Source organism: Streptomyces sp. NPDC058877 (genome assembly GCF_042742855.1).
Lineage (GTDB): Bacteria > Actinomycetota > Actinomycetes > Streptomycetales > Streptomycetaceae > Streptomyces.
On sequence record NZ_JBHYMF010000073.1, the window covers coordinates 1 to 25914 of the forward strand.

The following is a 25914-nucleotide window of genomic DNA, read 5'->3' on the forward strand; positions in this document are numbered from 1 at the left end:
CATCTCTTCCGCACGACCACGAAATCGGCCAGCGCGGTGAGCTGGTCACGCACCCGGGCGGGCATGTCCACCCCGTTCAGGGCGTCGAGGGCGACGGCGTGCTGACGGCGCGCCTCCTGGGCGGTCCACTCGCGACCGCCCGCTTCCTCGATGAGGGCCGCACGGGTGGCGAACTCCTCCTCGGAGAAACTCTCGAAGTCGATGGACTTGGCGTCCGCGGCCAGCAGCTCGCCGAGCTGCTCGGAGGCCGGCCCGCCCGCGGCGAGGGCGGCGACGACCGGAAGGGACTTCTTGCGCTGGCGCAGGTCGCTCCAGGTCTGCTTGCCGGTGGACTCCGGATCGCCCCAGATGCCCAGCAGGTCGTCCACCGCCTGGAAGGCCAGGCCGAGGTGGTAGCCGTACTCCTCCAGCTTGTCCGCGGTGCGGTCGTCGGCCCCACCGAGGACCGCACCGATGGAGACGGCACAGGCGAGCAGGGCACCCGTCTTGTTGCCCTCCATCTCCAGGCACTCCTCGACGGTGACCCGCTCGCGGTGTTCGTAGGAGATGTCCTGGGCCTGCCCGTCGATGAGCTTGCGGCTGGCCGTGGTCAGCCGACGGGTGGCCCGGCCGGCTTCGACGGTGCCGAGTTCGAGCAGGATCTCGTTGGCGAGGGCGAACAGCGCGTCGCCGACGAGGATCGCCTGCGCGGGGCCGTGCACCTTCCACACGGTGTCCCGATGACGGCGCTGCTCGTCGCCGTCCATCAGGTCGTCGTGGAGCAACGAGAAGTTGTGGACGAGTTCGACGGCGACGGCACCGGGGATCCCGACCTCGGGGGCGGCGCCCGCGGCCTCGGCCGACAGCAGGGCGAGCGCGGGGCGGACGGCCTTGCCGCCGTCGCCGTCGACGGGGTTGCCCTGTGCGTCGATCCAGCCGAAGTGGTAGGCGGCCACGGTGTCCATGGGCGGCGCGAGGCGGTCGACGGCCGCCCGCAGTACGGGGGTGGACAGGGTCCGCCCCCGCTCCAGCAGTGCGGACACGTCCGCGGTGTCGACGGCCGGATTCTCCGGCTGCACTGTCGGCACGGTCTCTCCTCTTGTTCCGGTACTCACACTCATACCGCCTCCTGCAGCGGATGGTCATGGCGGCGGCCTAGGGCGGAGAGCGCGGCGTCCGCGGCGGTGAGACCACTACGGACGGCACCCTCCATGGTCGCGGGCCAGCCGGTGGCGGTCCAGGCCCCGGCCAGGTACAGGCCGGGTGCCCGGGTGCGGGCGCCCGGACGGAGCCGGCCGACGCCCGGGGCGGGAGCGAACGTGGCCGTCCGCTCCCTGGTGACGAAGAAGTCGCGGATTCCGGCGCCGCGGGCAGCGGGCAGCAGCCGTTCCAGGGCCGGGAGGTACTTCTCGCGCAGGGCGGCGACGGGTTCGTCGATCTCGTCCTGGGCGGCGGACTGGGAGACGGCGAGGTACTGGCCGCCACCGGTGAGTCCGGAGGAATCGGTGCGGTCGAAGACCCACTGCACCGGGGAACCCAGCGCGGTGAAGAAGGGCTGCTTCAGCACCCTGCGGTCGTAGACGACGTGCAGGTTGAGGATCGGGGCGGTGCCGATGTCGAGGAGTCGGTCGGGATCGTCCAGGGCTCCCTCGGGCAGCAGGCCGTGGGTCTCCTGCTGGGGGACGGCGAGGACGACGGCATCGGCGAGGATCCGCTCCCCGGGCACGTCGACGGCCCAAAGGCCTTCGACGGTACGGGAGATCCGCTCGACCTTGGTGCGGAGCGCGGTGCGGACGCCGAGGGCATCGAGCTCCTTCGCCGCCCGGGTGTCGTGGAGTTCGCCGAGCGGGACGTGGGCCCAGCCGATGTCGGCGGCACCGGGTTCGGAGAGCAGCCCGGTCTTGAAGACCATCGCGGCGAGCCCCATGGAAGCCTGTGGCGCGGGGGCGTTGAGGGTGGGGATGCCGACGAGGTCCCAGAGGGCCTCGACGGCCCGCGGGGACTGGCCGTGCCGACCGAGCCAGGTGGCGAAGTCGATTCCGTCGAGTGCCGGATCGGCGGGGTCGAGCCGCTTGAGGGCCAGCGCGGCGCGGCCGACGGAGGCGCGCTCGGCGAGGGAGAGGTGCGGATAGCCGGCGAGGCTGCGCGCGAGGTGCAGCGGTACGGGGAGGTCGTCGCGGCGGATCCGGCCGAGGCGGGGGCCGCGGGGGCGGCCGACGTCGAGGACCGGGACGTCGAGGCGGTCCTGGAGCGGGGCGAGCCGTGCGCCGTCGATCCGGTCGAGGAACCAGCGGTAGGCGGTGCAGCAGCGCAGGTAGACGTGCTGGCCGTTGTCCACGGTCAGGTCGCCGCGGCGGAACGAAAAGGCCAGACCGCCGAGTCGGGGTCGGCCTTCGAGCAGGGTGACCCGGACGCCGGTGCCGGCCAGTTGGAGCGCGGCGGTGATCCCGGCGAGCCCTCCGCCGACGACGACGGCACGGGGCTGCCGGGCGTCCTGCTCGGTTCCCTGGTGGGTCACTCGCCCCCCTTTCGGGTCGTGCCGGGACGGACCGGGGCGCAGGGGCGCGCCCCGGACAGGGACGCCCGGGCGGAGCCCGGGGTTGACCGGAGGACGGCGGCAGAGGGGGCCTGGTGCATCAGACGCGCCTCCTGCCTGAGCGTCGGGCGATGTGTCGGGTGTCGAGGCCGGAGAGCCCGCGCACCGCGACGTAGGCCTTCTCGCGACCGGGGAGCGAGACGCGACCGCGCAGCACGGCCTCGGGGTCGCGCTCGATCCGGTCGAGGAGGCGACGGTAGATGCCCGCCATGGCGGCGACGCAGGCGCCGCTGCGTCGGTCGAGCATGGGCAGCAGGTGGTAGCCCTCGGCGAAAAGGGCTCTGGCGCGCCGCACTTCGAAGTGGACGAGCCCCGCGAAATCGGCTCCGGGAGCCGGGGCATCGCTTCCGAAGCCGTCGCCGCAGCCGAACTTGGCGAGGTCATCGGCGGGCAGGTAGGTGCGCCCGTTCTCCGCGTCCTCGCGCACGTCCCTGAGGATGTTGGTGAGTTGGAGCGCGAGCCCCAGGGTGTCGGCGTACTCGGGGGCGCGGTCGGCGCCGTGGGCACCGGGTTGGGTGCCGAAGACGCCGAGGGAGAGCCGACCGATCGCCCCGGCGACGCAGCGGCAGTAGACCTTGAGGTCGTCCCAGGTCTCGTAGGTCGCGCCGCGGACGTCCATCAGGACACCGTCGATGAGCTCGTCCAGGCCGTCGAGCGGGATCGGGAAGCGGCGGGCCGAGTCGGCGAGGGCGACGGCGACCGGGTCGGTGTCGTCCTCGTCCACCCCGCCGACCCTGATCCGGTCGAGCAGTGCGCGGGTGGCTTCGAGTCGCTCCCGTTTGACGTCGGGCGCGAGGGTGCCGTCGCCGATGTCGTCCACGCGCCGCGAGAAGGCGTACAGCGCGGACATCGCCTGTCGCTTCTCTGCGGGGAGCAGTCGGATCCCGTAGGCGAAGTTGCGGGCCTGCTGCCCGGTGACCGCTTCGCAGTAGCTGTAGGCGGCCTGGACCGGTGCGGACGGCTGGTGCTGTGCCTCCACGGTCGCGTTCACCTCTCTCTCCGCGCCCGGAGCAGTACCGCTCCCGCCTGGCGCATCAGGCTCGGCTTGGTGGGCTTGGGCGGGCCGGGCAGCACGTCGTACCCGGCGTCGGTGACGGCGTCGAGCGCCGCGAGTCCCCCTGCGGTGAATCCGGCGAGGAGGAGGCGGAGTCTGCCGTGGACGCTGCTGACGAGCGGGGTGCCCGCGTGGAGCAGGGCGCGGGCCCGCTCGGCTTCGAAGGCGATCAGGGCCCGCACGGAGGCGCCGGCCGTGGGGGCGGCGAGGTCGCGCTCGGTGACGTGGAAGCGCTTGAGGTCCTCGGCGGGCAAGTAGATCCGGTCACGGCCGAGGTCCTCGGCGACGTCCTGGAGGTGCTCGACGATCTGGAGGGCGGTGCAGATCTCGTCGGAGCGCCGGACCCGCTCGGGGGTGGCCGTTCCGGTGATCCCGAGGACGAGCCTGCCAACGGGGTTGGCGGAGAGCTCGCAGTAGGCGACGAGGTCTTCGTAGGTCTCGTAGCGGCTGACCAGCTGGTCCTGGCGATTGGCCGCGATCAGGCCGAGGAAGGGGGCGGGGGTGAGCCCGCAGTGGCGGACGGTCGGCTGGAGGGCGCGCAGCAGGGGGTGGCGCGGGGTGGAGTCGAAGACCCGGTGGAGGTCCGCCTCGAAGGCGTCGAGAAGAGCGAGCCGGTCTCCGGCGGCCTCGGGGTCCACCCCCAGGTGCTGGGCGTCGGTGCCGTCGGGGGCGAGGTCGCCGTCGCCGATGTCGTCGACGAGCCGGGCGTAGCCGTAGATCGCCATCAGGTCGTCGCGCCAGGCGCGGGGCAGGAAGAAGGGGGCCACGGGGAAGTTCTCGTCCGCGGCCTTGCCCAGCGTGGTGTGTGAGGAGGCGTCGACGTGCGCCTGCCGGGTCCGCGTCACTGGGCGCTTCCTGACGGGGGGACGGCGACACCCTCGTGGAGTTGGAGATTCTGCGTCATGGCCGTCACGTCTCCCGTTCTACACTGCCGATCCAATCCATCCTATTTCGGACACGCCGCCGACCCCTGACCGTGGGGCCGCCGACCGGGGCCCGATGGCCGCGGGGTATCGCCCTACTTGCCGCGAAACAGACCGGTCCAGCTTACGTTGTACGACGACCTTCGCCATTCCGGGGTGGCCGGCACCCCGACCCCACCCCGTCGGGGCCTCCAACACCGGCCCACCACAAGGGAGTTCGAATTCAGAGGGGGTGGACGCCGGAGACCACCATGGCGAGGGTGGACTCGACGGCAACGCGCCTGCCCTGGGGGGAGAGTCGACGGAGGGGCCCGTCAACGAGCAGGAGTGACAATCCGTGCACGGCCGACCACACTGCGGCGCTGGCGACGGGTCGGCTGCCCGGTCGCGCGACCCCGGGCCGGGCCAGCGCTTCGAGCGCCTCCCCGAGCAGGGTGAACGCGCGGAGTTCGGGTTCGGCGCACGGCCTCTCCGGTGCGTGACCGTCCGCCTCGACGGGTCGGGGCAGGCAGAACGCGGCCCGATAGAGTCCGGGCTGCTCCAGGGCGAAGCCGACGTACCCGCGACAGAGGGCGGCGATGCGGCTCTCGGCCGCCCGCACGGGGTCGTCCGCACCGGGAGCGCTGGCGGCGGCCCGTTCCATGGAGGCGGCGAGCTCATGGCGGGCGTGGGACCTGACGGCGCGGAGGAGTTCGCCGCGCCCGTCGAAGTGACGGTAGGCGGCGGTGGGCGAGACGCCGACCCGACGGGCGGCCTCGCGGAGGACGACCCTCTCGGGGCCGCCCTCGGTGGCGAGGTCGACGGCCGCGCAGATCAGTGCGTTGCGCAGATCGCCGTGATGGTAGGTCTTTCCCGCCGAGAACGCTGCCATGGGCCCATCCTGCCCGAAGTTAACCGCATGAACATTCCAGGTGGCGGCCCGACGCGCGGGAAAGGAGGAAGGCGTTCGCCGCTTCGCCCCGAGGACGGAGGAGCGACCGAAGGACGACGGAACCCCTCCCGGAAGCCGTCCGGAAGGGGCTCTGCACGGGTGCGGGGACCAAGGGTCCGTCCCGTGGATCCGCGGGGCCGCGGACGCCCTCAGCGGGCGGTCTCGCGCTCGTAGGCCTTGAGGACCTCGTCCGTGGGGCCGTCCATCAGGAGCTGCCCCTTCTCCAGCCAGAGCACCCGGTCGCAGGTGTCCCGGATGGACTTGTTGCTGTGGCTCACCAGGAAGACCGTGCCGGCCTCCTTGCGGAGCTCGCGGATGCGCTCCTCGGACCGGATCTGGAACTTGCGGTCGCCGGTCGCCAGCGCCTCGTCGATGAGGAGGACGTCGTGGTTCTTGGCCGCCGCAATGGCGAACCGGAGTCGGGCGCCCATGCCGGAGGAGTACGTCCGCATGGGGAGGCTGATGAAATCGCCCTTCTCGTTGATGCCGGAGAAGTCGACGATGTCGTCGTAGCGGGAACGCACCTCCTCTCGGCTCATGCCCATGGCGAGGCCGCCCAGGATCACGTTGCGCTCGCCGGTGAGGTCGTTCATGAGGGCGGCGTTGACGCCCAGGAGCGAGGGCTGTCCGTCGGTGTAGACCTTGCCGCTCTCGGTGGGGAGCAGGCCCGCGATGGCACGCAGCAAGGTGGACTTGCCGGAGCCGTTGCTGCCGATGAGGCCGATCGCCTCGCCCCGGTAAGCGGTGAAGGTGACGCCACGGACCGCGTGGACCTTGCGGACGCCCCTGGAGACCTCGGCCTTCCCTCGGCCCACGATCCGGCTGAGCGCCGCGGTGGCGCTGCCCTTGCCCCCGCCACCGGTGTTGACCCGGTAGACGATGTGGACGTCGTCGCAGATGACGGTGGGGACGGCGCCCCGGTTCGTGTCAGCCACGGCCGTACCTCTCCTCGGCCTTCCAGAAGTAGACGAAGCCGCCGACGCCGAAGACCAGGGCCCAGGCCAGGGCGGTGGCCCAGACGTGGTCCGGCAGGTTGTGCGCGCTGTAGCCCTCGATCAGGGCGTAGCGCATCAGGTCCATGTAGACGGCCGCCGGGTTGTACATCAGCAGGTCGGAGATCCAGGCCGGCTTGTCGGCGAGCATGGTCTTGATCGAGAACATCACGCCGGAGGCGTACATCCAGGTGCGCATGACGAAGGGCATCAGCTGGGCGAGGTCGGGCGTCTTGGCGCCCATCCTGGCCACGATCATGGCGAGGCCCGTGTTGAACACGAACTGCAGCAACAGCGCCGGGACGACCAGCAGCCACCGGAGGGAGGGGTAGCTGCCGAAGGAGATCGCGACCGCCACCAGCACGATCATCGAGTACAGCAGCTGCTGGAGCTGCTGGAGCGAGAAGGAGATCGGAAGGGTGGCGCGCGGGAAGTGCAGGGCCCGGACGAGCCCGAGGTTGCCGGAGATCGCCCGGACGCCGGCCATGACCGAGCTCTGGGTGAAGGTGAACACGAAGATGCCGGTGACCAGGAACGGGATGTAGACGTCCTCGCTCATCCCCCTGCCCGCCCCCAGGATCAACCCGAAGATCAGGTAGTAGACCAGGGCGTTGAGCAGTGGGGTGGCGACCTGCCACACCTGGCCCAGCTTGGCCTGGCTGTACTGGGCGGCCAGCTTCGCGGAGGAGAAGGCCAGGATGAAGTGGCGGCGGCTCCACAGGTCGCGGACGTACTCGAACAGTCCTGGCCGGGCCCCGCTGACGGCGAGGCCGTACTGCGCGGCGAGGACGGCCGGCTCCGGGCCCTCGCCGACGGAGGGCGGGGGCGCGCTGGTCGCGACCGCTCCGCCCTGGTGTGTGTCACTCACAGTCGAAACTTCCGTGTTCAAGATGCGCGGCACGTCGGGTACCACGATGTCAGACGACCGGGGGACGACCCAGCCGGGTCAGCCGCCACACCGTACGCCACCTCATGGGGCGGCGCGGTCCGCAGGGGGTCGTCCAGCCGGTGCGGAATCCGCCGAGCCACGCCTTCAGCGCGGAGAGCGAGGGCCGCCGGGCCAGGGTGAGCAGGAGCCAGACGCCGAGGTAGACCGGCACCAGGGGTGCGGGCAGATTGCGACGTGCCAGCCACACTCGGTTGCGGGCCACGTTGAAGTGGTACGAAGCGTGCCGGGATGGGGCCGTGGTGGGGTGCAACAGCACCATGTCGGAACGGTAGTCGATCATCCAGCCGGCGTCGAGCGCGCGCCAGGCGAGGTCGGTCTCCTCGTGTGCGTAGAAGAACTCCTCCGGCAGGAGGCCCACTTCGGCGAACACCTTGGTGCGGACGGCGTTGGCACCGCCGAGGAACGTGGTCACCCGCGAGGAGCGCATCGGGTCGACGGCGCGCAGCCGCGGAACGTGCCGGCGCTGGGTGAGGCCGGTCTCCGGATCGGCGATCCGGAAGCTGACGATGCCGAGGCGGGGATCAGCGGTGAAGGCCTGCCGGACCAGTTCGGCGGTGTCCGTGTGGGCGAGCCGCCCGTCGTCGTCGAGGAAGAGCAGGACGTCGACGTCGGTGCCGCCGGGACCGAAGGCCTCGATGCCGACGTTCCGGCCGCCGGGGATGCCGAGGTTCTCCGGCAGCTCGACGGTCCGGACCCAGTCGGGCACCCCGGCGACCGGGGTGCCCTGACCGACGACGACGACCTCGACCGGGGCGCCTTCCTGCTCGGCCACCGAGTCGATGAGCGCACGCAGGTCGTCGGGGCGGTCGCCCATCGTGATGACGACGGCTCCCACCCTGAGCGGCGTACCGACGGTCGGACTCACTTCAGCCTGCTGGAGACCATGATCGACACCAGGTGCAGCACGGTCTGGAGCATCGCGATGCCGGCGAGGACCGCGACGCCCAGTCGGGAGAAGAAGAGGTCTCCCCTGATCTGGTCCGCGATCGCCAGGACCACGATGAGCAGCGAGGCCTCGATGCCGAGGACCAGCCGGTGGAACTTGAGCGCTGCGGCGGCACGGCGGGCCAGCGCCATGCCGGAGGAGCGCGGCTCGGACGCGGCTTCCTTGACCGGAGGGAGACCGCCCTGGTGGCGGGCCACCCCGACGAGGTCGGTCTCGGCCTTGATCAGGACGGCACCGAGCGCGGCGAGCGTGCCCAGGAAGGCCCACAGCCAGTCGATCCGGCCGGAGCCCCACGGGTCGGCGGCGCGCAGGCCGAAACCGACGAGCACGGCCGCGTCACACAGATAGGCGCCGACCCGGTCCAGGTAGACGCCGGACAGCGAGAACTGCTTCTTCCAGCGGGCCACCTCGCCGTCGACGCAGTCGAGCAGCAGGTAGAGCTGGACCATGAGGGCGCCGAGCAGGGCCCCCGGGATCCCCGGCACCAGCAGCGCCGGGGCGGCGAGCAGGCCGGCGAGCGTCATGACGTAGGTGAGCTGGTTCGGGGTGACCCGGGTGCTGACGAGGTGGCGGGTGATCCGCAGCGAGATCTCCCGCATGTACAGACGGCCGCCCCAGTGCTCACCGCTCCGCCGGTCCTTCACGCCCGGGGGGTGAACGACCGGCCTGAGCTCAGCTACCGATGGCTTTTGCATAGTCGGCGTACGCGTCCCTGATCTCTTCGTCGGACAGGTCGAGGTGTTCGAGGATGGTGAAGCGGCCCGGTCGGGTCTGCGGGGCGAAGGAGACCGCCCGGACGAACTCGTCCGGGGTGAAGCCCATCTCCTCGGGCAGCACGGGCAGGCCGTGCCGGCGCAGGGTCTCGACCATGACGGCGGAGGCCTCCCGCGCACCGCGCAGGTGCATCGCGAAGGCCGCACCGAGACCGCACTGCTCGCCGTGGCTGGCCGCGCGCGTCGGGAACAGCAGGTCGAAGGCGTGGCTGATCTCGTGGCAGGCGCCCGAGGAGGGGCGGGTGTCGCCGCTGATGGACATGGCGATGCCGGACATCACCAGGCCCTCGGAGAGCGTGACGAGGAAGTCGTCGTCGCCCACGCCACCGGGGTGGCGGAGCACCGCCTCGCCGGCACTGCGGGCCATGGCCGCGGCCAGACCGTCGACGGGCTCGCCGGTCTCCCGGTGCGAGAGCTCCCAGTCCTCGATGGCGGAGAGGTTCGAGATCGCGTCGCCGATGCCGGAGCGGACGTACCGCACGGGGGCGTCCCGGATCACGTCGAGGTCGATGACCAGCGCGATCGGGGTGGGCACGCCGTAGGAGCCGCGGCCGTTGTCGTTGTCCAGGGTGGACACCGGGGAGCAGATGCCGTCGTGCGACAGGTTGGTGGCGATGGCCACCAGCGGCAGCCCGACCCGGGCCGCCGCGTACTTCGTCACGTCGATGATCTTGCCGCCGCCGAGGGCGACCACGGCGTCGTACCGCTTGCCGCGCATGGCGTCGGCCAGCCGCACCGCTTCGTCGATGGTGCCGCCCGACACCGGGTACCAGTCGGCGCCCGGCAGCTCGGGGGCGAAGTGGTCACGCAGCTTGAGCCCCGAGCCGCCACTGATGGTGACGGCGATCTTGCCGTTGCTGGAGATCCGCTGGTCCGCGAGGAGCACGGACAGGTCGTCCAGTGCTCCCCTGCGGATGTCGACGACGACCGGCGAAGGGATCAGCCGGGTCAGTACTGGCACGCGATCTCACGGCCCTTCGCCAGGTCGTCGTGGTTGTCGATCTCGACCCACTTGACGTCGCCGATGGGTGCCACGTCGACGGTGAAGCCCCGGTTGACGAGCTCCTGGTAGCCGTCCTCGTAGTACAGGTCGGGGTCGCGCTCGAAGGTGGCCTTGAGGGCGTCGGCGAGCTCCTCGGCGGCCTCGGCCTCGATCAGCGTGACGCCGATGTACTCGCCGGTGGCGGTGGCCGGGTCCATCAGCTTGGTGATGCGCTGGACGCCCTTGCCCTCGGCGGTGATGACCTTCATCTCCTCGTCGGCGAGGTTCTTCACCGTGTCGAGGGCGAGGATGATCTTCTGTCCGTTGCCGCGGGCGGCGAGCAGGGTCTTCTCGACGGAGACCGGGTGGACCGTGTCGCCGTTGGCGAGGATCACGCCGCGCTTGAGGACCTCACGGGCGCACCACAGGGAGTAGGCGTTGTTCCACTCCTCGGCCTTGTCGTTGTCGACGAGGGTGAGCTTGAGGCCGTACTTGGCCTCCAGGGCCTCCTTGCGGTCGTAGACGGCCTCCTTGCGGTAGCCGACGACGATCGCGACCTCGGTGAGGCCGATCTCTGCGAAGTTCTTCAGCGTGAGGTCGAGGACGGTGGTGTCACCGTCCACAGGCACGAGGGCCTTCGGAAGGGTGTCGGTGTAGGGGCGCAGACGCCGTCCGGCACCGGCTGCCAGTACGAGGCCGATCATGCTGTTTCTCCTTCGTCGTGAACGGCGGGTGCTCCGGAGGAGACCCAGAAGCGGATGGACTCCACGAGCACCACCAGCGCGACGGCGACCGCGAGCACGGTCAGTGCCAGGGTGAAGTCGTCGCCACGGCCCGCCAGCAGGGCGGCGAGGACGGTCACCAGGAGCGTGCGCCCCTCGTGTCCGCCGGTGATGCGCACCAGCCAGGCGGGCGGCGCGCCGGTGCCGCCGCGAATGCGGTACACCGTGTCGTAGTGATGGTAGGCGACCGCTGCGACCAGCCCGAATGCGGCGGGCAGGGCCTGCGGTGAGTCCGAGCGGGCGGCGAGCACGAGGACGGTGGTGTACTCGGCGGCCCGGAAGACCGGCGGAACGAGCCAGTCGAGGGCGCCCTTGAGGGGGCGTGCGGCGGCCAGGCCCGCGGCCATCACGTAGAGCACCGCGACGGGCACCAGTCGGACGTCGCCGAACGGCAGGACCAGCGCGGCCGTGACCATCAGGACGGCACCGAGGACGGCGATGCAGACGGGGGCTCCGATCGCTCCGGTACGGCCCCGCAGCATCCGGGCCTGGAGTTCGGCGAGCGGCCCCGAGTCCGCCAGGTCCGCCAGTGCCCGGGCCGCCCGGTCGGTGCGCTGCGCCTTGCGGGTCAGGGAACGCAGGACGCGGCCGGCCGTGGTGTAGCAGGCGCCGAACGCGCAGCCGACGATCAGTGCCCAGAAGACGACCCGGGGGGTGGTGACGGCGGTGAGGACGGCGATCATCGCCCAGCGCTCGCCGATCGGCAGGATGATCATGCGGCGGACCCAGACCGTCCACCCGACGCCGTCCAGCCTGCTGGAGAGGGCGGCGGTGGGACTGGTGTTGGCCGTGGCGTCGTGGTTGGCCTCGTTGAAGGAGAAGTCCACGACGTGCCGGCAGGTCATGAGGACCATGGCACCGAGCGCCAGGCCCCAGACGTCGTCTCCGTTGCGGGCGGCACCGAGGGCGAGGCCCGCGTAGAAGGCGTACTCCTTGACCCGGTCGAAGGTGGCGTCGAGCCAGGCCCCCATCGTCGAGTACTTGAGTGCGTAGCGGGCGAGCTGCCCATCGGTGCAGTCGAGGACGAAGGAGACCAGGAGGAGCACGCCGGCCGCGACGTAGCCGGCGCGTTCGCCGGTGGCCGCGCAGCCGGCCGCGACGAGGGCGGTGAGCAGCGAGGCCGTCGTGACCTGGTTGGGGGTGAGCCCGCGGCGCGCGCACCAGCGGGCGATGTAGCGCGAGTACGGGCTGATGAAGAAGGTGGTGAAGAAGCCGTCGTGCGCCTTGACGGCCGAGCGGAGGCGCACGGCCTCGTCGTCGACCGCGGCGACGGCGGCGCGGGCCTCGTGGCGGGCTTCGGCATCGGCGGGCACGGTGGCGACCAGGGTGCCGAGCTGGGGCCGGTGGACGGCGACGCCGTCGGCATCGAGCCGCTCGGCGAGTGCGTCGGTGAGGGCGGCCGAGTCCGTGAGCGTGTCCGCGCCGGGGGCTGCCGGGGGCGCGGAGACCGCACCCAGGGCTCGGGTCAGGGCCGGGCGGGCCTCGCGCTGCACGGCGAGCGCGCCCGGGGCGGCGACCGCGGGGAAGCGGGGGTCGGTGAGGGCGAGGCGCAGGGCGTGCAGGTGGCCGACGAACCGGGCGTCGACGAGCGCGACGCGCTCACCCGTCGGGACGGCGGCCAGCAGGGCACCGGCTTCCTCGGCGTCAGCGGCGGTCCGGACGTCGAAGCCGAGCGACCGCAGATCGCCGTCGAGCGAGGATCCGGGTGCCGGGGGGCCGGTGAGGATGGCGGTCGACAGACGAACTCACTCCTTGGAGCTGACGGAGGGGCCGGCGGAGCCATGGCGGCCCCCGGCGCGGCGGTGCGGCCCGGCACCGGGCGACGACACGTCGGCTGAGGCTATCGGATGTACGGAGCGTGAGTTCACCGAGGCTTCGCCGGCAGGACTCCCCCGTGACCTTCCGCGTCCGTGCGGGTGCGCGCCGTGTGGCGGAGATCATCATGGGCGATCGGCAGCCCGTCCCACAAACCCCGGCGCGGAGGCCTGACCGAAACGGGGCGCTCCTCTCCTGTCCTTGCAGGTCAGAGCATATGACAACGGTGTTCAGTACCGTGTTGCAGATACCCCCCACCCGTAGTTCACTTGCGAATCGGAGACCACCGAGCGACACCCGGACGACACGACCTGGAGGCCTTGTCATGGGGGCTGGACACGACCACGGGCACAGCCACGGCGGCCCGCCGCCGACGGGAACGGCCGCAGCCGCGTACCGGAACCGGCTGCGGATCGCGCTCGGCATCACGCTCTCCGTGATGGTGGTCGAGATCGTCGGCGGCCTGCTCGCCGACTCGCTCGCGCTGATCGCGGACGCGGCCCACATGGCGACCGACGCGGTCGGGCTCGCGATGGCACTGCTCGCGATCCACTTCGCGAACCGCCCGCCGTCGGGGAACCGCACCTTCGGGTACGCCCGGGCCGAGATCCTGGCGGCGCTCGCGAACTGTCTGCTGCTGCTCGGCGTCGGCGGATACGTGCTGTACGAGGCGATCCAGCGGTTCATCGAACCGGCCGAGACCAAGGGCGGCCTGGCGATCGCGTTCGCGGTCATCGGCCTGGTCGCCAATGTGATCTCGCTGTCGCTGCTCATGCGGGGGCAGAAGGAGAGCCTCAACGTCCGCGGGGCGTACCTGGAGGTGCTCGCGGACGCCTTGGGTTCGGTCACGGTGATCGTCGCGGCCGGCATCATCCTGGCCACCGGCTGGCAGTACGCGGACCCGATCGCCTCGATCGTGATCGGCCTGATGATCGTGCCGCGCACGATCAAGTTGCTGCGCGAGACCCTGGACGTGCTCCTGGAGGCGGCCCCGAAGGGCGTCGACATGGCGGAAGTGCGCTCGCACATCCTGGCCCTGCCGGGCGTCGAGGACGTGCACGACCTGCACGCCTGGACGATCACCTCGGGCATGCCGGTGCTCTCGGCGCACGTGGTCGTCGACCAGGACGCCCTGGACTCGGTCGGCCACGAGAAGATGCTGCACGACCTCCAGGGCTGCCTGGGCTCGCACTTCGACGTGGAGCACTGCACCTTCCAGCTGGAGCCGGTCGGCCACGCGGAGCACGAGGCGAAGCTCTGCCTCTGAGCCCGCACCCCGGGCGGCGGCCCCGACGGGCCGCCGCCTGTTAGCCTTTCCCACGGAACGCGTACGGAAAGGAGTTGGGGTTGATGACCGTCGCAATGGAGGCCGCCCCGTGCGGCAGCGCCCGGTCGTCCTTCAGCTTCCGAGTCTCCGGCTGACCTGATCCCGGCCCTCCCACCGGTACGTCACGTCGTCGGCCGGGACCCCCTTCACCAAGGGTTTCCACCTTGACCGACAACACCTCCCCCCTTACCTCCTCCACCGCGCACCCCGCCCTTCCCGGACGGAGCCACGGGCACGCCCGTCCCGTCCCGCGCCCCACCGATCCGCGCTGGCCCACCCGCCCCGAAACGGACGGGGAGGCCGGGGCGATCCGCCGGGTCGTGACGGCCGCCTTCGGGTCGGAGTCCGAGGCCGATCTGGTCGATGCGCTCCGGACCGACGACGCCTGGCTACCCGGGCTGTCCTACGTCGCCGAGGCCCCGGACGGCACGGTCGCGGCGCACGCCCTGATCACCCGCTGCCTGGTCGGCGACGTCCCTGCCGGGGCGCTCGCCCCGGTCTCGGTGGCCCCCGAGCACCAGCGGGCGGGAGCCGGACAGGCCGTCGTCCGTGCCGTGCTCGACGCGGCGCGACTGCAGGGCGAGTCACTCGTACTCGTCCTGGGCCATCCGGAGTACTACCCGCGGTTCGGGTTCGCACGGGCTTCCGAGTACGGAATCAAGCCAGGTTTCGAGGTCCCGGACGAGGCGATGATGGCACTGGTGCTGGACGCCTCGATTCCCGTTCCTTCGGGCACCCTCGCATATCCGGCGCCTTTCGGGGTGTAGTGCCTGTTTTCACCCCCCTCGCTCCCACCACACCGGTTGTGCTCCGGTGCGGTGGGAGCCGCCGCGCCCGGCCGACGAAGTACGGACAAGCCGCTTTTGTACGGCACACTGTGGTGGCCCCACCGGGCCGAGGACCGATGCGAAGGATGGGTATGCCGACCACACCAGCCACCACGGCTCAGATCTCGCCGGAGACCGCGTCCAACGGCGTCCAGCCGTCCGGAGCCCCGGCGCCGATCATGCTCGAACTGGTCGACGAGGAGGGGAGGACGATCGGCACCGCGGAGAAGCTCGCCGCCCACCAGGCGCCCGGCCAGCTCCACCGCGCCTTCTCCGTCTTCCTCTTCGACGAGTCGGGCCGGCTGTTGCTGCAGCGGCGGGCGCTCGGCAAGTACCACTCCCCCGGCGTGTGGTCGAACACCTGCTGCGGCCACCCCTACCCGGGCGAGGCGCCGTTCGCCGCGGCGGCCCGGCGCACCTTCGAGGAGCTGGGCGTCTCGCCCACGCTGCTCGCGGCGGCCGGCACCGTTCGCTACAACCACCCGGACCCGGCCTCGGGACTGGTGGAACAGGAGTTCAACCACCTCTTCGTCGGCCTGGTGCAGGAGAAGCCGCAGCCCGACCCGGAGGAGATCGAGGACACCGCCTTCGTCGGCCCCGCCGAGCTGGCCGAGCGGCACGCGGCTGCACCCTTCTCCGCCTGGTTCATGACGGTCCTGGACGCGGCGCGTCCGGCGATCAGGGAGCTGACGGGTCCGTCCGGGGGCTGGTGACCGCCGGAGCGCAGGGCGCTCCCCCTGGCCCGGGTGCCATCGGAGCCAGGGGCAGCGCCGCCCAGATGATCTTCCCTCCGCTCGCGGTGTGCTCGACGTCGCAGGAGCCACCGGCCTCCTGCGCGATCTCGCGGACCAGGAGCAGGCCCCGCCCTCCCGTCTGTCCCCAATCGGCCTCCAGAGCCTTCGGACGGTACGGATGGTTGTCCTCGACCGAGACCCTGACCCACTCGGGACCGATCGAGACCTCCACCGCTATCTCCGGGGAGAGCAGCGCCGCGTGCCGCACCGCATTGGTCACCAGCTCGGAGACGATCAACAGCAGGCCGTCCATGACCTCCTCGTGGACGGGGGCGCCCTGACGGACCAGTAGGTCGCGTACGGCGTGCCGGGCCTGCGGGACGGAGACGTCGACCGCTGCAGCGGTGAAGCGCCAGACTCCTTCGTAGGACGGTTGCTGGGCGGGAGTCGCTCCGTGGGTCTCCACGGCCCCGTTCCCAGCCTCGTGCTCGATTCTCGCCACGGATCGAGTCTTGACAATGCGCAGAGGTCGACCGAGCTACTGACCAGAAGTTGACACCTATCGGCTGCCTTTTGACCGGCGAATTATGCCAAGGTCAGATGTTCGACTGCTCTTGTCCGTTTTCTGGGAAGTCCGGAGACATGTCCTCGATCGGCTCCGGAGGCTTGACCATGCGGACGATCCGCCTCCCACCCACCCCGATCGCGATCAGGCCGAGGCCGTCGAAGAGCAGTGCGAGGGAGAAGAAGACACCGAGGACGTATCGGCTGCTGTGCGGCCAGTCGGAGAGCACCAACACGCCGAGCAGCAAGCCGAAGGCCCCCTGGAGCAGGGTCCAACCGAACTGGGGCCCGCGCACCACCACGCTGCCGACCAACCGGAACAGCCCGCCGGTCAGGAACAGCAGGGCGGCGAACATCGTCAGCGCCTCCGCGGAGCCCTCCGGGTGACGGATCACCACGACACCGGCCGCGATGTTCAGGGCGGCGACCACCGCGGCGAGCCAGAAGTAGCTGGTGCCCCGCGACTGGATGGCCTGGAGCAACCCCACGAAGCCGCCGACGAGGAGCAACCAGCCGAAGAGGAGCATCGAGGTCAGCGTCGCGGCGGCGGTGTAGATCAGGCCGACCACTCCACCGATCACGAGCAGGACTCCGAGCACGGCCAGCCAACTGAAACTTCGACTGAGCCGTTTCCCCTCGCGCGCCATCTCCTGGACCGGGTCCGGATCGGCCTGCGTCTCACGGGCGTCCTTGGCCATGCACTGCCTCCTCGGAGCGACCCCTTCTTGATCGTACGTTCGGGACCGGCGGATAGCATCCGCCCCATGGAGCCCCAGCTGAAGGAAAGCGTCTCGGACGGGATCGCCACCGTCGTCATCGCCAACCCCGCCAAGCGCAACGCGATGAGCGCCGGGATGTGGCGCGCCCTGCCGGGCGTCCTGGACCGGCTCGCCGCCGACTCCTCCGTCCGGGTCCTGGTCCTCACCGGCGAGGGCGACACCTTCTGTGCGGGAGCGGACATCTCGACGCTGCGGGAGCCCGGCGACGAACAGCAGACGCTGGCGGTACGGGCCGAGGAGGCCCTCGCCGCCTTCCCCAAGCCGACCCTCGCCGCCGTCCGTGGCTTCTGCGTCGGCGGCGGCAGCCAGCTGGCTGCCGCCTGCGACCTGCGGTTCGCCCAGGAGGGTGCCCGCTTCGGGATCACCCCCGCAAAGCTCGGCATCGTCTACCCCTCCTCCTCGACCCGTCGGCTCACCGCCCTCGTGGGCCCCTCGACCGCCAAGTACCTGCTGTTCTCCGGCGAGCTGATGGACGCGGAACGGGCCCTGCGGACCGGCTTCGTGGACGAGCTGCATCCGGCGGACGGACTGGACGGGCGGGTGGCCGAGTTCGCACGGGTCCTCGCCTCCCGTTCGTCGTTGACCCAGGCCGCGGCCAAGGAGTTCGTCGACGGGCGCGTGGACCGGGACTCCCACTGGGCGGAGGAAGCGCGCGGCAGCGGCGACACCACGGAGGGGGTCGCCGCCTTCTTGGAGCGCCGCGCGCCCCGCTTCACCTACGGACGGTGAACCGGCGGCTCATCCCCCCGCGACCGACTGCACCGGACGCCCGCGCCAGTGCGCCACGATCGCTGCCGGGGCCTTCTCCGGCGAGCCCGCGTCATAGGGCGGTTGCGGGTCGTACTCGGTGAGCAGCTGGATGGTCTGGGCGGTCTCGTCCCCGGCGATCCGGCCGATCAGGTGCAGCGCCATGTCGATGCCGGAGGAGACGCCGGCGGCCGTGACGTACTTGCCGTCGAAGACGACGCGCTCGCCGGTGGGCTCGACGCCCAGCGCCCGCAGCTCCTCCCGGGCGAGCCAGTGGGTGGTGGCCCGGCGTCCGTCGAGCAGGCCCGCGGCGGCGAGGACCAAGGAGCCGGTGCAGACGGCGGTGGTCCAGGCGCTGGTGGCGTCCGCGGTGCGGAGCCAGTCGAGGATCTCCGGGTCGCCGAGGGCGATCCGCGCATCGGGGCCACCGGGGACCAAGACGACGTCCGGGCGCGGCACCTCGGCGAGGCTCCGGTCGGCCACGAGGGCGAGGCTGCCCTGGTCGTTGCGGACCGGGCCGGCCTCCTTGGCCACGAAGACGACCTCGGCCCCGGGAAGACGGCCGAGCAGTTCGTAGGGGCCGACGGCGTCGAGGGTGGTGAAGCGGTCGTAGAGCAGGACGGCTATCTGCACGGTGGTCCTTTGCAGGTCGGTGGAAACGGTCAGTCCACGGGTGCGTGGAAGCGACGGCGGTACTCGGCGGGGCCGGTTCCCAGGGCCTTCAGGAAGGCGCGGCGCATCGCCTCGGGCGTGCCGTATCCCGAGGCGCGGGCGACCTCTTCGACACCGCGCGAGCTGTCTTCCAGGAGCCGACGGGCGTGTTCGAGCCGGACCCGGTTGACGTAGCTGCCGGGCGGCGTTCCGGTCTCTGCCCGGAAGGCCCGGGCGAAGTGGCGGGCTGAGAGCCGGACGCGGGCGGCCAGCGCCTCGACGGAGAGGTCCGCGGCGGGATGCTCGGTGATCCAGTGCTGGAGGTCCCGCAGCGGTTCCCGGCGGGCGGTCTGCACGGACAGTTGGGCGCTGAACTGGGCCTGGTTGCCGGGGCGGCGCAGAAAGACGACCAGGTGACGGGCGACGGTGAGCGCGACGTCCCGACCCAGGTCCTCCTCGACCAGGGCGAGGGCCAGGTCGATGCCGGCGGTGACCCCGGCGGAGGTGGCGAGCCGCCCGTCCCGCACGAAGACGGGGTCCGGGTCCACCTCGACCAGGGGGTGTCGGCGGGCGAGGTGCTCGCAGGCGTTCCAGTGGGTCGTGGCCCGGTGGCCGTCGAGGAGCCCCGCCTCGGCGAGGAGCAGAGCCCCGGTGCAGACGGAGACCAGGCGGGCGGCCCGCGGGCCGTGGACGCGGAGCCAGTCGATCAGGGTCGGGGCGGGGTCCCGGGTGCCTTCGCCGCCGGGGACGACCAGGGTGTGCGGAAAGCCGTCGGCGACGGCCTCGTCGAGGCCGGTGTCGGGCAGCAGGCGCAGTCCGCTGTGCGTGCGGACCGGCGCCCCGTCCAAAGAGGCGGTGCGGATCGGATAGGCGGACAAATCCCCGGCGACGCGTCCGGCGCCGGCGAACACCTCGATCGGTCCGGTGACGTCGAGGCTCTGGACGCCGTCGAAGAGGACGACGAGAACGGATCGCTGGGGCATGTCCTCATCCTCGGCGGGAGCCGTCTCCGTCCGCAATGACGGAAAACCCACTCTTCCTGCCCTCGCGCGGACGACGGGGAAGACCCCGTTCCCGTCGTACCAACCAGTCGGTAACCTTTGCTTCCATGACGAGCCACCTGCCCCCGCGCGCCGGACGCCGTTGCCACAACGTCGTCAACACGATGCACTCCACGCTCTACTTCTCGCCCGACCTCGACCGCGAGTTCGGCGCACTCGGCATCACCGACGCCACACCCGCCCGGCTCGCCGCCCGGAGCGCCGTGCTCGGCGCGGTGGGTGCCGGCACCGTCGCCGCGGCCTTCTACAACTACAACCACGAACTCCTCGCCCAACACCTCCCCGCCGTCTGGGAGACCGCCTCCCCCGCGGCCGTCCTCGACGCGCGACTGCGCGCCGTCGACGCGACCCTCCGCCGACTGCTCGGCGACGGTGCGGTCGCCTCCCCGGAAATGGCCGAGGCGGCCGAACTCGCCCTGCGCGCCGCCGAGGCGTGCACGCGGCACGCCCGTCCGCTCTACTCCGCCAACGCCGACCTGCCCGTACCGGAGGCCCCCCACCTCGCCTACTGGCACGCCGCCACGCTGCTGCGCGAACACCGGGGCGACGGTCACCTCGCGGCCCTGCTCTCGCTCGGCCTCGACCCCGTGGAAGCGGTCGTGTCGCACACGGCGACCGGCAAGGCCATGAGCCCGCGCTGGTTCCTCGCCAGCCGCGGCTGGCGACGCTCCGACTGGGAGGCCGCGGTCGGTCGGCTGCGCGAGCGCGGCCTGCTGGACGCCGAGGGCGAGCTGACCGGGGCGGGGGCGCGGCTGCGCGAGGAGCTGGAGCAGACCACGGACCGGCTGGACTCCGCTCCGTACGAGCACCTCGGCGCCACGGGCGTGGAACGGCTCACCGAGCTGGCACGCGACTTCGCGGTCACGGCGGCCGGCGCGGGCGCCTTCCCCTCGGATCTCATCGGAAAGGGCTGAATCACGGGCCCCGGCGCGCACGTGATCGGGTCGATTGCCGCATCCGGGTGATCGACCCGGCACAATGCATGAGCAAGCTTGAGGCACGAGAAGGCGAGTCGGGACACCGTGACGACGTCCATCGAAGCAAGGATCGCCGAGGAGCTCGGCGTACGCGAGCGACAGGTGAAGGCAGCCGTCGAGCTCCTCGACGGCGGTTCCACCGTGCCGTTCATCGCGCGCTACCGCAAGGAAGCGACCGAGATGCTCGACGACGCGCAGCTGCGCACCCTCGAGGAGCGGCTGCGCTACCTGCGTGAACTGGAGGACCGCAGGTCGGCGATCCTCGACTCCGTGCGCGAGCAGGGCAAGCTGACGGACGAGCTGGAGGCCGCCCTCCGGGCCGCCGACACCAAGGCGCGCCTGGAGGACATCTACCTGCCCTTCAAGCCGAAGCGCCGAACGAAGGCCCAGATCGCCCGCGAGGCCGGTCTGGAGCCGCTGGCCGAGGGGCTGCTCGCCGACCCGTCCGTCGCGCCGGAGGCTGCTGCCGCCGCCTTCGTCGACGCGGACAGGGGAGTCGCGGACGCCGCCGCCGCCCTGGAGGGCGCACGGGCGATCCTCGCCGAGAAGTTCTCCGAGGACGCCGACCTCATCGGTGAACTGCGCGAGCGCATGTGGGGCCGCGGCCGGCTGGTGTCCAAGGTCCGCGAGGGCCAGGAGGAGGCGGGGGCGAAGTTCGCGGACTACTTCGACTTCGCCGAGCCGTTCACCGAGCTCCCCTCCCACCGGGTGCTCGCCCTGCTGCGCGGCGAGAAGGAGGACGCGCTCGGGCTGGAGCTGGAGCCCGAGGAACCCACCGAGGGTCCTTCCTCGTACGAGGGGATCGTCGCGGGTCGCTTCGGCATCGCCGATCGGGGGCGTCCCGGCGACAAGTGGCTCCGGGACACGGTCCGCTGGGCCTGGCGCACCCGCGTCCTGGTGCACTTGGGGATCGACCTGCGCCTGCGGCTGCGCACGGCGGCCGAGGACGAGGCGGTCCGGGTCTTCGCGGCGAACCTGCGTGACCTGCTGCTCGCCGCGCCGGCCGGCACCCGGGCCACGCTGGGACTCGACCCCGGCTTCCGCACCGGCGTGAAGGTCGCCGTCGTCGACGCGACCGGCAAGGTCGTCGCCACCGAGACGATCCACCCGCACGTTCCCGCCAACCGTTGGGACCAGGCCCTCGACAGGCTCGCGCGGCTGGCAAGGGAACACGCGGTCGAGCTGATCGCCATCGGCAACGGCACGGCCTCCCGGGAGACGGACAAGCTGGCGGCCGAACTTATCGCCAAGCACCCGGAGTTGAAGCTGACCAAGGTGATGGTTTCGGAAGCGGGCGCTTCGGTCTACTCCGCCTCTGCCTTCGCCTCGCAGGAACTCCCCGAACTCGACGTGTCCTTGCGCGGCGCCGTCTCCATCGCCCGCCGGCTCCAGGACCCGCTCGCGGAGCTGGTGAAGATCGACCCGAAGTCCATCGGCGTCGGTCAGTACCAGCACGACCTCGCCGAGGCGAAGCTCTCGCGATCCCTGGACGCGGTGGTGGAGGACTGCGTGAACGGCGTCGGCGTCGACGTCAACACGGCCTCGGCGCCGCTGCTCTCGCGGGTCTCCGGCATCAGCTCCGGCCTCGCGGAGAACATCGTCGCGCACCGCGACGCCAACGGTCCCTTCCGCTCCCGCAAGGCCCTCAAGGACGTGTCGCGACTCGGCCCGAAGGCGTACGAGCAGTGCGCGGGCTTCCTGCGCATCCGGGGTGGCGACGATCCGCTCGACGGCTCCGCGGTGCACCCGGAGGCGTACCCGGTGGTGCGCCGGATGGCGAAGGCGACGGGCGGCGAGGTCGCGGCGCTCATCGGTGACACGGGCACGCTGCGCTCCCTGCGGGCCGGCGACTTCGTCGACGAGACCTTCGGCCTGCCGACGGTGACGGACATCCTGCGCGAACTGGAGAAGCCGGGCCGCGACCCGCGTCCGGCGTTCCGGACGGCTACCTTCAAGGAGGGCGTCGAGAAGCTCGGAGACCTGTCGTCCGGGATGGTCCTGGAGGGCGTGGTCACCAATGTGGCGGCGTTCGGCGCCTTCGTGGACGTCGGTGTGCACCAGGACGGCCTCGTACACGTGTCGGCGATGTCGAAGACCTTCGTCAAGGATCCGCGCGACGTGGTGAAGCCGGGCGACGTGGTCAAGGTGAAGGTCCTGGACGTGGACGTGCCGCGCAAGCGGATCTCACTGACCCTGCGCCTCGACGACGAACCGGGTGCCGACGCCCAGGGAGGCCCGTCCAGGCGCGAGCGGGGCGAGCGCGGGGGACGGGGCGAGCGTTCCGGCCGGCCGCCGCAGCAGCGACAGGGCGAGGCCCGGCGGGGCGAGCGGAACGACCGCGGCGGCCGGAACGACCGGGGCCGTTCAGCAGCGCCCGCACCGGCCAACAGCGCAATGGCGGACGCCCTCCGCAAGGCAGGCCTGCTGGGCGGCGGGAACGACAAGCGCCGATAGGGGCGCCGTTCGGAGGAGCCCGTCCGGCGAGCCGTCGGAGCCGTCCCCGTCAGCCCCGAGCAGGGCGACGGGGACGGCCGCTCCCCATGGGTGATCGGGCCGGGGTGACCCGGATCCGCTGCCGGCGGGAACCGGTCGCCCAGCCGTGGTCAGTTGCCCCCTCCGGGGGGGGACCCACACGTCCTGCTCCCGGAGGAGGCGGCAAGGGCCGAGCTGCACCGGTCGCCCGCGTGCCGGGCCGCCCGGGGCGCGGCCGGCGGAAGGGGGCGGCCTCCCACGGTGCCCCCCTTCGCATCGCGGCCGGGTTACGGCAGGAAGCGCATCGCCCAGTCGGCGCGATGGGCGACGGAGAGGTCGTCGTCCTCCGCCAGCGGCTGCAGGAGACGGCGAGCGGCCTTCGGGTCGGCCTGGACCAGGTCCACGATCTCGGCGGCCAGACCGTCCTGGTCATCACCGAGGTCCACGGCCGAGGCGCGGATCAGCGCCGGAAGAGTGTCGGAGCCGCCGATCGCTGCGAGGACGCCGCCGAGGAGCTCACGGGCGTAGGCGTTCTGCTCGGTGAGGGCGCGGTCCAGCTCCGCCTGGAGACGCGGCAGGAGGCCGGCGTCACCCGAGGAGGCGATCTCATCGGCGAGGTCGATCGTCGCGTCGACGTCCGCGTCGAGGTCGTCCAGCATCTCGGTCAGCCGGGTCAGTAGGTCGGTCATGGTGTTGCCTCCTGGAATGCGCCGTCCGCGAGGGCGGGGCCGACCGTCGAGCTGTCGGTCTCGGCGGCCACGGCCACGCGCTGCGGAAAGCCGTACGCGTACAGTTCACGGCCCGACCGGCAACCGTGCAAGGCGGCGGGTCGGGTCCTCGTCGCCGCCCACGGCGTGGCCGCCGTGGACGCCTCCGGGGTCAGGGTGCGGGGACCCGCGCTGCGCAGGGTCCCCGTCCGGAGGAGACCGTCATCAGAGCTCGGTCACCTTGCCGTCGGCGACCTCGATGCGACGGGTGGTGCGGACCGCGTCGAGCATCCGGCGGTCGTGGGTGACGAGGAGCAGCGTGCCGGTGTACGAGTCGAGGGCGGACTCCAACTGCTCGATGGCCGGCAGGTCCAGGTGGTTGGTCGGCTCGTCCAGGACGAGCAGGTTCACCCCGCGGCCCTGGAGCAGGGCGAGCGCGGCGCGCGTCCGCTCGCCCGGGGAGAGGGTGGTGGCGGGACGCAGGACGTGGAGGGCCTTCAGACCGAACTTGGCGAGCAGCGTCCGGACGTCGGCGGGCTCGGTGTCGGGCACGGCCGCACAGAATGCCTCCAGGAGCGTCTCCGTGCCGTGGAAGAGCTTCCGGGCCTGGTCCACCTCGCCGACGACGACGCCCGAGCCGAGCACCGCATCGCCGGAGTCCAACGGAAGGCGCCCGAGGAGCGCGGCGAGCAGGGTCGACTTGCCGGCGCCGTTGGCCCCGGTGACGGCGACCCGGTCGGCCCAGTCGATCTGGAGGGTGACGGGGCCGAAGGAGAAGTCCCCGCGGCGCACCTCGGCCTCGCGCAGGGTCGCGACGACCGAGCCGGAGCGGGGTGCGGCGGCGATCTCCATGCGCAGCTCCCACTCCTTGCGGGGTTCTTCGACGGCGTCGAGGCGCTCGATCATGCGCTGGGTCTGCCGGGCCTTCGCCGCCTGCTTCTCGCTGGCCTCCCCGCGGAGCTTGCGGCCGATCTTGTCGTTGTCGGTGGCCTTGCGGCGGGCGTTGCGTACGCCCTTGTCCATCCAGTTGCGCTGCATGAGGGCACGGCCTTCGAGGGCGGCCTTCTTGTCCGCGTACTCCTCGTACTCCTCGCGCGCGTGGCGCCGTGCGGTGGCCCGCTCCTCCAGGTACGCCTCGTAACCGCCCCCGTACAAGGTGATCTGCTGCTGGGCGAGGTCGAGTTCGAGGACCTTGGTGACGGTGCGGGCGAGGAACTCGCGGTCGTGACTGACGACGACCGTGCCGGCGCGCAACCCCTTCACGAAGGATTCCAGCCGCTCCAGGCCTTCGAGGTCGAGGTCGTTGGTGGGCTCGTCGAGCAGGAAGACGTCATAGCGGGAGAGGAGCAGCGAGGCGAGGCCCGCACGGGCGGCCTGGCCACCGGAGAGGGCGGTCATCGGCTGGTCGAGGCCGACGGTGAGGCCGAGGGAGTCGGCCACCTCTTCGGCGCGCTCGTCGAGGTCGGCTCCACCGAGGTTCAGCCATCGTTCGAGGGCGAGGGCATAGGCGTCGTCCGCACCGGGGGCGCCGTCGACGAGCCCCTGGGTGGCCTCGTCCATGGCGGCCTGGGCGGCGGCGACGCCGGTGCGACGGGCGAGGAACTCCCGCACGGTCTCACCGGCACGCCTCTCGGGTTCCTGCGGGAGGTGTCCGACGGCGGCGGTGGGCGGGGAGAGGCGCAGTTCTCCCTCTTCCGGGACGTCGAGCCCGGCCAGCAGCCGCAGCAGGGTCGACTTGCCGGCGCCGTTGACGCCGACGAGGCCGATGACGTCACCGGGGGCGACGACGAGGTCGAGAGCAGCGAAGAGGGTGCGTTCGCCGTGGCCGGCGGCGAGGTCCTTGGCGACGAGGGTTGCAGTCATCAGGGAACGAATCCTAGGCGACGCCGCATCGCTCCGTGGATGTGAGCAGGCGCAGCAGCACGGACCGGTAGTCGACAGCGGGGAACCGGTAGGGGCCGATCCCCGGGTATCCCTCGCGCACGAGGTCGACGGTGGGTCCGGTCTGCCAGGCGAAGTCGCGCCAGACGACGTCACCCCCCTCGCGCAGGACGACGGCGGTGACCGCACCGCATCCGGGGTCCTCGCAATCGGGGCAGGAGTGGATCACCTGGCGGGTGCCGTCGGCCGACAGGAGGCGGAGGGCGTGCTCGGCACGGACCGTGGGCGGGAGATCTGCCGCGAGGGGCGAGACGACGTCCGCTCCTTCGATCTCGTCGAGCTGCCGGAGGAGCGGCCCGCCGTCGACGAGGAAGTCGTGGCGGACCTGGTGACCACCGCCCGCGGAAACCACGGAGGTGAGGTCGAGGGATGTGTACGGGAGCGGCATGGCTCAAGTATTTCGAT

The 25914-nt window shown here is 71.7% G+C and carries 24 protein-coding genes and 1 pseudogene; 6 read left to right on the forward strand and 19 right to left on the reverse strand.

Annotated features, from left to right (window positions below; all coding sequences use genetic code 11):
* The 12 genes from ACFW2Y_RS18570 to ACFW2Y_RS18625 form a co-directional block, all read right to left on the reverse strand.
* Positions 1-1100, reverse strand: a 1100-nt coding sequence (locus ACFW2Y_RS18570) for a polyprenyl synthetase family protein (RefSeq protein ID WP_384880013.1), incomplete at its 3' end; no start/stop codon positions are given.
* Positions 1097-2497: a hydroxysqualene dehydroxylase HpnE gene (gene hpnE / locus ACFW2Y_RS18575; RefSeq protein ID WP_384880015.1), complete on the reverse strand. Its 1401-nt coding sequence runs from the start codon at positions 2495-2497 to the stop codon at positions 1097-1099. The genes hpnE and ACFW2Y_RS18570, both read right to left, overlap by 4 nt.
* 118 nt (positions 2498-2615) lie before the next feature.
* The gene (hpnD, locus tag ACFW2Y_RS18580) at positions 2616-3566 is read right to left on the reverse strand and encodes a presqualene diphosphate synthase HpnD (protein ID WP_384880018.1); all 951 of its coding nucleotides are present in this window, start codon (positions 3564-3566) and stop codon (positions 2616-2618) included.
* Complete coding sequence (gene hpnC, locus ACFW2Y_RS18585) at positions 3563-4474, reverse strand: squalene synthase HpnC (RefSeq protein WP_384880021.1); 912 nt, start codon at positions 4472-4474, stop codon at positions 3563-3565. Before hpnC ends, hpnD begins: the two co-directional genes overlap by 4 nt.
* Positions 4475-4775: 301 nt before the next feature.
* Entirely contained in the window at positions 4776-5423 is a 648-nt protein-coding gene (locus ACFW2Y_RS18590; protein WP_384880023.1) for a TetR/AcrR family transcriptional regulator, read from the reverse strand.
* A 209-nt stretch (positions 5424-5632) separates the two neighbouring features.
* Positions 5633-6418, reverse strand: a complete 786-nt coding sequence (locus ACFW2Y_RS18595; protein WP_384880026.1) for an ABC transporter ATP-binding protein — start codon at positions 6416-6418, stop codon at positions 5633-5635.
* Positions 6411-7343, reverse strand: coding sequence for an ABC transporter permease (locus ACFW2Y_RS18600; RefSeq protein WP_384880029.1), 933 nt, complete (start codon positions 7341-7343; stop codon positions 6411-6413). The genes ACFW2Y_RS18595 and ACFW2Y_RS18600 overlap by 8 nt, the downstream gene beginning before the upstream one ends.
* Before the next feature lie 49 nt (positions 7344-7392).
* The gene (locus ACFW2Y_RS18605) at positions 7393-8238 is read right to left on the reverse strand and encodes a glycosyltransferase family 2 protein (protein ID WP_384880083.1); all 846 of its coding nucleotides are present in this window, start codon (positions 8236-8238) and stop codon (positions 7393-7395) included.
* A 47-nt stretch (positions 8239-8285) separates the two neighbouring features.
* Positions 8286-9065 carry a CDP-alcohol phosphatidyltransferase family protein gene (locus ACFW2Y_RS18610; protein ID WP_384880032.1) on the reverse strand — a complete coding sequence of 260 codons (780 nt, stop codon included), beginning with the start codon at positions 9063-9065 and terminating at the stop codon, positions 8286-8288.
* Positions 9043-10104: an iron-containing alcohol dehydrogenase family protein gene (locus tag ACFW2Y_RS18615; protein ID WP_384880035.1), complete on the reverse strand. Its 1062-nt coding sequence runs from the start codon at positions 10102-10104 to the stop codon at positions 9043-9045. The genes ACFW2Y_RS18610 and ACFW2Y_RS18615 overlap by 23 nt, the downstream gene beginning before the upstream one ends.
* Positions 10092-10829 (reverse strand): sugar phosphate nucleotidyltransferase, encoded by a 738-nt coding sequence (locus ACFW2Y_RS18620; RefSeq protein WP_384880038.1) that lies wholly within the window; start codon positions 10827-10829, stop codon positions 10092-10094. The genes ACFW2Y_RS18615 and ACFW2Y_RS18620 overlap by 13 nt, the downstream gene beginning before the upstream one ends.
* Positions 10826-12589 (reverse strand): DUF5941 domain-containing protein, encoded by a 1764-nt coding sequence (locus ACFW2Y_RS18625; protein ID WP_384880085.1) that lies wholly within the window; start codon positions 12587-12589, stop codon positions 10826-10828. The genes ACFW2Y_RS18620 and ACFW2Y_RS18625 overlap by 4 nt, the downstream gene beginning before the upstream one ends.
* Before the next feature lie 458 nt (positions 12590-13047).
* Between ACFW2Y_RS18625 and ACFW2Y_RS18630 the strand changes: the two genes are divergently transcribed.
* The 3 genes and pseudogenes from ACFW2Y_RS18630 to idi all read left to right on the forward strand — a co-directional run bounded on the left by ACFW2Y_RS18630 (position 13048) and on the right by idi (position 15589).
* Positions 13048-13989 (forward strand): cation diffusion facilitator family transporter, encoded by a 942-nt coding sequence (locus tag ACFW2Y_RS18630; protein ID WP_384880040.1) that lies wholly within the window; start codon positions 13048-13050, stop codon positions 13987-13989.
* Positions 13990-14267: 278 nt separating this feature from the next.
* A pseudogene (locus tag ACFW2Y_RS18635) lies at positions 14268-14816 on the forward strand (GNAT family N-acetyltransferase); the annotation flags it as partial.
* A gap of 152 nt (positions 14817-14968) precedes the next feature.
* Positions 14969-15589, forward strand: a complete 621-nt coding sequence (gene idi, locus ACFW2Y_RS18640; RefSeq protein WP_384880043.1) for an isopentenyl-diphosphate Delta-isomerase — start codon at positions 14969-14971, stop codon at positions 15587-15589.
* On the opposite strand, the gene ACFW2Y_RS18645 is transcribed toward idi, so the two are convergent.
* Positions 15555-16076: an ATP-binding protein gene (locus tag ACFW2Y_RS18645; protein WP_384880088.1), complete on the reverse strand. Its 522-nt coding sequence runs from the start codon at positions 16074-16076 to the stop codon at positions 15555-15557. The two genes, idi and ACFW2Y_RS18645, sit on opposite strands and share 35 nt — an antisense overlap.
* Positions 16077-16206: 130 nt before the next feature.
* A complete protein-coding gene (locus tag ACFW2Y_RS18650; RefSeq protein ID WP_384880046.1) occupies positions 16207-16872 on the reverse strand; it encodes an HdeD family acid-resistance protein in 666 nt (221 codons plus the stop codon).
* A 66-nt stretch (positions 16873-16938) separates the two neighbouring features.
* On the opposite strand from ACFW2Y_RS18650, the gene ACFW2Y_RS18655 reads away from it, so the two are divergent.
* Entirely contained in the window at positions 16939-17682 is a 744-nt protein-coding gene (locus ACFW2Y_RS18655; protein ID WP_384880049.1) for an enoyl-CoA hydratase/isomerase family protein, read from the forward strand.
* Positions 17683-17691: 9 nt separating this feature from the next.
* Here the strand turns inward: ACFW2Y_RS18655 and ACFW2Y_RS18660 are convergent, their stop codons facing one another.
* Positions 17692-18333 (reverse strand): DJ-1/PfpI family protein, encoded by a 642-nt coding sequence (locus ACFW2Y_RS18660; RefSeq protein ID WP_384880052.1) that lies wholly within the window; start codon positions 18331-18333, stop codon positions 17692-17694.
* Positions 18334-18362: 29 nt separating this feature from the next.
* Positions 18363-19334 carry a GlxA family transcriptional regulator gene (locus ACFW2Y_RS18665; RefSeq protein WP_384880054.1) on the reverse strand — a complete coding sequence of 324 codons (972 nt, stop codon included), beginning with the start codon at positions 19332-19334 and terminating at the stop codon, positions 18363-18365.
* Between the two features lie 125 nt (positions 19335-19459).
* Here ACFW2Y_RS18665 and ACFW2Y_RS18670 point away from each other — a divergent pair, with 125 nt between their 5' ends.
* Positions 19460-20326: a hypothetical protein gene (locus ACFW2Y_RS18670; protein WP_384880057.1), complete on the forward strand. Its 867-nt coding sequence runs from the start codon at positions 19460-19462 to the stop codon at positions 20324-20326.
* A gap of 108 nt (positions 20327-20434) precedes the next feature.
* Positions 20435-22843 carry a Tex family protein gene (locus ACFW2Y_RS18675; RefSeq protein WP_384880059.1) on the forward strand — a complete coding sequence of 803 codons (2409 nt, stop codon included), beginning with the start codon at positions 20435-20437 and terminating at the stop codon, positions 22841-22843.
* Positions 22844-23148: 305 nt separating this feature from the next.
* Here ACFW2Y_RS18675 and ACFW2Y_RS18680 read toward each other — a convergent pair whose 3' ends face one another.
* From ACFW2Y_RS18680 to ACFW2Y_RS18690, 3 genes are all read right to left on the reverse strand, one after another.
* Entirely contained in the window at positions 23149-23550 is a 402-nt protein-coding gene (locus ACFW2Y_RS18680) for a hypothetical protein (protein WP_384880061.1), read from the reverse strand.
* Positions 23551-23793: 243 nt separating this feature from the next.
* On the reverse strand, positions 23794-25431 hold the full coding sequence (locus ACFW2Y_RS18685) for an ABC-F family ATP-binding cassette domain-containing protein (RefSeq protein ID WP_384880064.1): 1638 nt from the start codon (positions 25429-25431) through the stop codon (positions 23794-23796).
* A gap of 13 nt (positions 25432-25444) precedes the next feature.
* Positions 25445-25897: a hypothetical protein gene (locus tag ACFW2Y_RS18690; RefSeq protein WP_384880066.1), complete on the reverse strand. Its 453-nt coding sequence runs from the start codon at positions 25895-25897 to the stop codon at positions 25445-25447.
* Positions 25898-25914 lie beyond the last annotated feature (17 nt).